Below are 722 nucleotides of genomic sequence, written 5' to 3' on the forward strand. Positions count from 1 at the left end.
GATCTCCGGTGCCTGGAATCCTGGTGTGCCGTAGAGGTATCCGTAGGAGTTCAGCCGCGACACCGCGCCGAGGTCGATCAGCTTGAGCTGTTCCTCGGTGATCATGATGTTCTCGGGCTTGAGGTCGTTGTAGGCCAGCCCGATCGAATGCAGGTAGCCCAGCGCGGGCAGGATCTCCAGCATGTAGCCGATCGCCTCGGCCACCGGAAGCCGCGTTCCCCTGGCCTGTTTGAGCGACGTTCCGCCGACGTACTCCATCACGATGTAGCCGACCGGGTTGCCGTGCTTGTCGTCGTGTTCGACGAAGTTGTAGATCTTCACGATCCCCGGGTGCGTGACCTCGGCCAGGAACTGGCGCTCGGCCATGGCGATGGCCTGCGCCTCGGCGTCACCGGAGTGCACCAGACCTTTGAGCACCACCGGGCGTTCGTTCACGTTGTGGTCGAAGGCCAGATAGACCCAGCCCAATCCACCGTGGGCGATACAGCCCTTGATCTCGTACTGGTCGGCGACGATCTCGCCCGGCGACAGCTGCGGCAGGAACGAATACGCACTGCCGCAGTGCGGGCACCAACCCTCCGACAGGGCATGCCCGTCCGAGGAGGAGCGGCCGACCGGCTTGCCGCAGTTCCAGCAGAACCGCTTCTGTTCTGCCACCACGGGATTGGTCATCAGCGCGGTCAACGGATCGCGCTCAGGGACCCGCGCGATCTCCACCAGAC

Annotated in this window: 1 protein-coding gene; it reads right to left on the reverse strand. The window is 64.1% G+C overall.

Going from position 1 to position 722, the window contains the following annotated elements:
* On the reverse strand, nucleotides 1-720 hold a 720-nt coding region (locus IMZ11_RS42995; RefSeq protein WP_228649379.1), incomplete at its 3' end, for a serine/threonine protein kinase.
* Nucleotides 721-722 lie beyond the last annotated feature (2 nt).

The sequence above is a fragment of the Microtetraspora sp. AC03309 genome, from assembly GCF_020826795.1.
Taxonomy (GTDB): Bacteria; Actinomycetota; Actinomycetes; order Streptosporangiales; family Streptosporangiaceae; genus Microtetraspora; species Microtetraspora glauca.